The sequence below is a fragment of the Streptomyces sp. NPDC093801 genome (assembly GCF_040701585.1).
Lineage (GTDB): Bacteria > Actinomycetota > Actinomycetes > Streptomycetales > Streptomycetaceae > Streptomyces.
This window is the reverse complement of record NZ_JBFBDP010000047.1, coordinates 51,305-57,842: the sequence shown is the minus strand read 5'-3', so window position 1 is coordinate 57,842 and position 6,538 is coordinate 51,305. Positions and strand designations below refer to the sequence as shown.

The 6,538-nt window shown below is 70.2% G+C and carries 6 protein-coding genes; 2 read left to right on the top strand and 4 right to left on the bottom strand.

Translation table 11 applies throughout. From position 1 onward, the window contains the following. Positions 1-1,293: 1,293 nt before the first annotated feature. Both AB0469_RS36645 and AB0469_RS36640 read left to right on the top strand, forming a co-directional pair. Positions 1,294-2,010 carry a hypothetical protein gene (locus AB0469_RS36645; protein WP_366455888.1) on the top strand — a complete coding sequence of 239 codons (717 nt, stop codon included), beginning with the start codon at positions 1,294-1,296 and terminating at the stop codon, positions 2,008-2,010. After that, positions 2,007-2,480: a hypothetical protein gene (locus tag AB0469_RS36640; RefSeq protein WP_042811489.1), complete on the top strand. Its 474-nt coding sequence runs from the start codon at positions 2,007-2,009 to the stop codon at positions 2,478-2,480. Before AB0469_RS36645 ends, AB0469_RS36640 begins: the two co-directional genes overlap by 4 nt. Before the next feature lie 134 nt (positions 2,481-2,614). Here the strand turns inward: AB0469_RS36640 and AB0469_RS36635 are convergent, their stop codons facing one another. The 4 genes from AB0469_RS36635 to AB0469_RS36620 form a co-directional block, all read right to left on the bottom strand. Next, positions 2,615-3,046 (bottom strand): MarR family transcriptional regulator, encoded by a 432-nt coding sequence (locus AB0469_RS36635; RefSeq protein WP_366455887.1) that lies wholly within the window; start codon positions 3,044-3,046, stop codon positions 2,615-2,617. Continuing rightward, a complete protein-coding gene (locus AB0469_RS36630; RefSeq protein ID WP_366455886.1) occupies positions 3,043-3,525 on the bottom strand; it encodes a MarR family transcriptional regulator in 483 nt (160 codons plus the stop codon). Before AB0469_RS36630 ends, AB0469_RS36635 begins: the two co-directional genes overlap by 4 nt. Before the next feature lie 82 nt (positions 3,526-3,607). Then, the gene (locus tag AB0469_RS36625; protein WP_366455885.1) at positions 3,608-4,162 is read right to left on the bottom strand and encodes an XRE family transcriptional regulator; all 555 of its coding nucleotides are present in this window, start codon (positions 4,160-4,162) and stop codon (positions 3,608-3,610) included. 3 nt (positions 4,163-4,165) lie between these two features. Beyond that, positions 4,166-6,472, bottom strand: a complete 2,307-nt coding sequence (locus AB0469_RS36620; protein ID WP_366455884.1) for a helix-turn-helix transcriptional regulator — start codon at positions 6,470-6,472, stop codon at positions 4,166-4,168. Positions 6,473-6,538: the final 66 nt, after the last annotated feature.

Genomic DNA, 6,538 nt, shown 5'->3' with positions numbered 1-6,538 from the left:
CCGCCTCGCTGCGCTCGGCGGGGGCCCGCTTCGCGGGCCATGGCCGGCCCTTCGGGCCGGTGGGCCTGCGCTTCGCTCCGGCCCGGGGGGAGGGAAGCCGCCTCGCTGCGCTCGGCGGGGGGGGAGGCCGCCTCGCTGCGCTGGGGGGCCCGTTTAGTGGGCCAAGGCCGGCCCTTCGGGCCGGTTAGGCCTCCGCTTCGCTCCGGCCAGGGGAGGGGGGCCGCCTCGCTGCGCTCGGTAGGGGCTCGTTTTGCCGGGCTAGGGCCCGGCAAAACGGCCGATTGGGCTTCCGCTTCGCTCCGGCTGGCGCCGCCGAGGTGACGGTGTGGCCGGTGAGAGGCTGGGCTGGTCTTTGGGGCTGATAGGTCCTTTTGGTCCTGGGCCTGTGGACCTGGGGTGTCTTTGGTGCAAGGAGAGGCGGCGGTCTTGAGGCTGGAAAAGAGGGCTGTTTTGGAGTGGGTGTCTGGTCGTTTTGTGGTTGTTCTTGAGTGAGATGTGTTGTTTGTCGGCCTCTTGAGTGGTTTACGAGGGGTGGTGGGGTGGTTTTGGGCGTGCTGGGAGGAGGGGTGAGGTGTTGTGACGGCCAGTCAGATAAGGATGGGGGGAGCGAGTGGGGTGTGGCGTGGGGTGGTGGGCTGGGCAGGGCCGATGGGGTGGGGTGTTGGGTGGAGAGGTTGGGGCGAAGCGGTTGAGGAGTGGTTGAAGGTTGGTCGTGGTCGGGGGTTGGGCGTTAACGGCGTTAATGGTCGGTTGGGTGGGTGATTCAAAGTGATGTGGGGATAGAGATAGGAATCAGTCAGATTCTGCGTGGTTACGGACAGGCTGTCCGGTCCGTGTCGGTGGGGTGGCTGGAGTGGTTCGGCGTCAGGAAATGGGCTGGAGCTGAGGGTTCGCGACGGCGTTTCGTGCGCGCAGCGCGGCAGGAGACGGCCTATAGAGGGTACGGATATGCGTTGCCGCAGGTCAGCGGGGGTGTGGGGGGAAAGTTATGTCCCCCCAGAAGGGACATAACTCGGGCGATGTGTCGCTGGTAGGGGGACACAACGACAGCAAAACGTCAGCGAGGCTGACGCTTTTTGGGCCAAAACGTCGGGGGGGCTGACGTTTTTCGCGAGATACGTCGGCGAACTGCGCCGGAGGGGGGTGGGGTTGGGCGAGGGGGGTTCCAGAGGGCCTGGCGGGGCGCTGTGGCCGAGATGTGTCCCCCCTGGGGGGACATAAGACACGCCGAACGTCAACGAGCGTGACATTAGTGTCACCCTTGTTGACATACTCTCTCTGCAGATCAACGAAGTGGAGAGCATCCTCGTGTCATCAGAAGCACAGCGCCGCCGGCAGAGTCCGTCGCGCGCGCCGCGTCCTGATCTCCCCGTTGATGACGCGATCTCGGCGTGGAGTCAGCCGCTGGCTCCGGTCAAGGATCTGGACAGCCTCGCGAAGCGGTACCCCAGCCGGAAGCTCACGCTGGACGGTGAACGCAAGCCGCTGGAGTTCTACGGGACGCAGAGTCAGCCAAACGCGTTCTCGATGGACAGCCTGGAGTTCTTCCTGGTGATCGCCCAGTACTTCAGGGAAGCATTGCCCCTGAGGCTGATCCTGCTGTTGATCGCGTGCCAGCGGGCGGGAGGGCGGATTCCACTTACCCAGGAGGAGATGGCTACGATCCTGGACGTCAGTCGGACAAAGACCTCGGAGGCTCTGCACACCGTCATGTCTCATGGGATCGTCTTCAAGGTGCGGCGGGGTGTGTACCAGTTCAACCCGCCCTACAGTTACCGGGTGGCCGAGTTCATCCCGGGTACGGAGACGGCGGGTGAGTTCGTGAAGGTGGAGCAGCACAGCGCCATCTCGCAGATTCGCAGCGACACGAGCTTGCCCGACCTGGTGCGGTTCCCGTCGCTGGACCACATGCGGCAGGCAATCGAGGAACTGCGGGCCGAACGGTCCAAAGAGCGCGCTGCGCGCCGGCTGAGCCGGGCACAGCGCAAGGAAGAAGGGACAGCTCAGTGAGCACCTTGCGATTCGCTGCGGTCAACGCCGACGGGCTTCTCTCCGACCTCGACCTTCCGCCTGCCGCGTACCGTGTGCTGCTGAAGCTGCGTTCGCTGAGCGAGCCCGGTGGGCGGATCCTGATTGACCAGGCCACCATCGGGGGGCTGCTGGAGCTGAGCCGGCCGAGCGTCAACGCCGCTCTGCGCAGCCTGGAGCTGGCGAAGCTCGTGCGTAAGGTCAGGAACGGGGTGTACCAGATCAACCCGATGCTCGCCGGGTACAACTCCTTCGAGGACGCCGTCGCCGCCGTGAACGAGATGGCGCCGGACGAGCGGCTGGACGCGCGCGGGTACGTCGCCAGCTACCACCAGGCGGTGGCGGAGTACCAGGACCAGCTCGCCGAGCAGCGGAAGAAGCGCGCCGCGCAGGCGGCGGCGAAGAAGGCGGCGGAGTCGAAGCGTCGGCGGACCTTGCACGCTGTCGGGTAAGTGGCTTGAGAAGGGGCCTCCAGGGGGCCTCTGACGGCTCCTCAAGAGCTTTTGAGGGCCCCGGGATATCCCCGGGGCCCTCAAAGGGTTTCAGGGGCTTGTGGGGGCGCCTGCGGGTTCGGGGGTGCGGGGTCTCAGGCGTCGGCCAGTTCGGCGTTCGCGCGGGCCGTGATCAGGGTGAGGACGCGGCCCGCTACCGCGAGGTCCTCGGCCGGGATGTCGGCGTACAGGCGGGTGGCGATCGCGGCCGTCTCGGCGGCGGTGGCCTCGTACAGGTCCCGGCCGGCGTCCGTGAGGCTGAGGGTGGAGGCCTGGCGGTGCAGCAGCTTCGCGGCCGTCAGTTCGCCGATCACCTCGTCGATCAGGGGCTCGGTGGTCTTGAGGGCGTCGGTGACCTCGGCGACCAGGTCACGGTGGGCGAGGGTGCCGCCCGCGGTGGCGACGGTCCGGAGCGTGACGCTCTGGTGGAACGTCACACCGTGGCGGGTCAGGGCGCCCTCGGCGAGGGTGCGGGCGGCGTGGTGCGCCAGGGCTATGACGCGGGCGTTGAGGGTGGGGGCGGTCACGGCTGCTCCTTCTCGTTCTCGGTGTGCGGATCAAGAGGTGCGTCGAGCAGGGTCGCGAGGTCGCGGGCGAATTGCCGGGCGCGGGGGTCGTCCTGGCCGCCGAGCGGCCGCAGGAGCTGGTCCAGGAGGTTCTGGACCGTGGTGATCGCGCGGCCCGTGAGCGCGTGGCCCTGTTCGGTGAGCGACAGCTGCATGGCGCGCGGGTCGTCCGGGTCGCGGGTGCGGGCGACGAGGCCGGAGGACTCCAGGGCGCGGGCGAGCTTGGAGACGTACAGCGGTTCGAGGCCGGTGTGGTCGGCGAGGCGGCGCTGGCTGGGGCGCAGCCCGGCGCGGGACATGCCGTACAGCGAGGCCAGCAGGGCGTACTGGGCGTGGGTCATGCCCAGGGGGGCGACCGCCCGGTCGACCGCCACCCGCCACTTCGTCGACAGGCGCCAGACCAGGAAGCCGGGTGTGGCGTTTTCGCCGTTCTCGTCCATGAGGGATAATGTACATGGCTAGTATGTACATGGCTAGTGTTTGAGGGGGGTGGGGGGGAGGGGAGGGGGATGGGCGTGGGTGTTAGAAGGCGAAGTCCACGTAGTCGATGTCGGTGAACTCGACCAGGAGGCTGGAGGCGCGGGCTCCGTTGTCCTTGAAGTAGATCTCCTGGAGGGCCTCCGCCGTGATGTGGCGCAGCTGGGCCTCGGTGGCGCCGGTGTCCTGGGCCGCGAAGAGGCGCTGGGCGTACTCCGGGGGGAGGTGCTGGGTGATGCGGCGCATGCGGCCGTCGTCGGTGGTGCCGGGGGCCGCGGTGAAGCCGAAGCGGGCGCGGGTCTCGATGACCAGGCCGGTGGTGCGGGCGGCCTTCTCGCGGGCGCGCTTGCGGACCAGGGGCTGCCAGCGGCGGCGTACCTCGGTCTCCAGGCGGGCGGCCAGGGCGGGCTTGGGCTGCTTGATCTCGTTCTTCACGTAGCGCTCGACCGTACGTTGGGAGATGCCGAGAACGGCCGCGACGTTCTTGGTTGATTTGAGCTGCTTGAGGAGGTAGCGCATCTGGGCGCCCGCGGACTTGGGGATGGGGCGGGTGAAGTGTTGTTCGTCGGCCCGGGTGAGGCTGTCGTTGATGTCGGACATCGGTTACTCGCCGTCTGCTGCTGCGTCGTGGCCCTTGATGTGGCGGGCCGGGTTGAGGTGTTCGTCGAGGAGCTGCACGGCCCACAGGAGGGGCTGGGTGCCTTCGTGCTTGACCATGCCGGGGCTGACGCCCAGGCGGAAGCCGCCCGGGAGCGGCTTGCCGTCGGGGGTGCGGGGGAGGAAGTCCAGGGGGCTGGGGCCGTCGGAGAGGTAGACCGCGCAGTCGGAGAGGACCGCGATGGGGTAGAGGCCGGCGCCCGTGGCGAGCTTCTGCATCTTGCGGTGCATGTTGACGCGGGCCGTGGAGATGACGGCGGCGCGGATGTCGGGGCGCCAGGTGGGGCGTTCGAGGGCGGGCCAGGGCTCGCCCGGGCGGTATCCGGCGCCCTGGGGGCGTTCGCGGAGTTTGCCGATGCCGCCCTTGACCGTGGATTTGATCGCCGAGAGGACGGCCGTGGGGAGGGGGCTGTGGTGCTTGTGGGTCTCCATGGCCTTGAGGAACTCGGCTTCCGTGAGCGCGGTCGTGACGCCCAGGTCCGCCATCGTGGCCAGGTAGGCGTCGCGGAGGCGGGTGTACCAGGCGTCGAGGTAGGGGCCGTGTTCCGGGCGGGTCCAGGCCTCGGTGGGGCGGACGTCGTGGCCGAGCTCCCGGGCGTAGGCCAGGGTCGGGGTCGCGTACCAGGCCGGGCCGGTGGGGGGCCTGCCGTGCGGGGTGAAGGGGCTGGGGAGGCGGGGGTCCAGGGCGAGGGAGGAGAGGTCCGCGAGCCAGCAGCCGGGGAGCTTGGGGTCGAAGCGGGGGTTGGTGGTGTGGGTCGCGGGGCCGGTGCCGACGGTGAGGCGGTTCGCGGCGGCGGCGAAGGCCATGTTCACGTCGATGCCGACGGCGTGGGTGCGGGCGCACTCGGCGTCGGTGAGGAGCTCCGGGTCGCGGATCCAGTCGTACGCCTCCTCGTCGAGGACCTCGTCCGGGGTGCGCTGGTGGGAGCGCGGGTAGAGGGAGGCGACCACCGGGTGCTCGTCGGGGGCCTCGGGCGGGGCCGGGTCGACGGGGCGGGTGAGGGAGCCGGGGACGGGGGCCGACTCCCAGGTGTTCGTCTGCGGGTTGCGGGCCGCGCGGGTGGGCGGGCGGAGGGCCGTCATGAGTTCGAGGCCGGTGACCGCGGTGGAGCCGCGGGGGGTGAGGACGCGGGTGGCGTAGGTGGAGAGCAGCTCGGCGAGTTCGGGGGCGGGGAGGTCGGCGGTGTCCTCGCCCCAGGCGCGGGGGTCCAGGGCGCCCCAGGGGAGGACCGCGAGCTGGACGCACTGGCGGCCGGTGGAGGGGGAGGCCGGGCGGTAGATGCGGGCCCAGGGGCCGAAGCCGCGCCGGGTGAGCTGCCACTTGGCCTTGGTGAGCTGCTTGATGACGGGGTGGTTGTCCGGGAGGCGGAGGGCGCGGCGGTCTTCGAGGGTGAGGGGGAGGCCCAGGCGCTCGGCGGCGGGGGCGGTGAGGACGAGGAGGGGGTCGCCGTCCTTGCCGTTGCGGTGCAGGCGGGGGGCGCGGAGGTCGGCGTCGGGGCCGAGGGCCCAGGAGATGAGGGCGGGGAGGTCGGAGGTGGGGTGGCTGAGGAGGACCCCGCCGGCGGCATGGGCGTGGCCGGTGCCGTCCAGGACGGCGAGGGGGCCGTTGCCCTGGAGGGGGAGGGGGGTGGAGAGGGAAGGGGAGGGGACGGTGCGGGTGGTGGGTGTGGGGGGTGGGGTGGTGCGGGGCTGGGGCGCCGTTGCCGCGGGGTGGGGGGCTGCTTCGTGGAGGGTGGGGGTGTTAACGGCGTTAAGGGGGGTGGGTGGGGCGGTGGGGTCGGTATTAACGGCGTTAACGGTGGGGGGTGGGGTGGGGGCTGAGGTGGGGGGTGTGGGGGGCTCGCCGTTAACGGCGTTAACGGTCTCCATGGCGGGTGGGGGCGTGGGGGGCTGGGCGTTAACGGCGTTAACGGTGTCGGCGGTGGTGGGTGGGGTGGGTGTGGTGGGGGGCTGGGTGTTGACGGTGTCAAGGGTGGGGGTGCCCGGGGTGGGGTGGAGGGCGGCGAGGCCTTCGAGGAGGCGGGCGTAGGCCGCGCGCTTGGGGGGACGGGGTGCCGTGCGGCCCGTCTCCCAGGAGGTGACGGTCTCGCGGCGGACGGAGAGGGCCTTGGCGATCTGGTCCTGGCTCAGGCCGGCCGCCTCGCGCAGGCGCTTGCGCTCGTCGGGGGCGGGGAGGCCGTCCTTCGCCGCGGCTTCCTCCAGCAGGGCGTCGACCGCTGCGAAGAGGGTGGTCTGTTCGTTCGTCTCGCTCATTGCTACCTCCAAGAGCACCCTATGTGAAGCGCACGGCTGAACGCACCTGAAACGCACTCGGGGGCG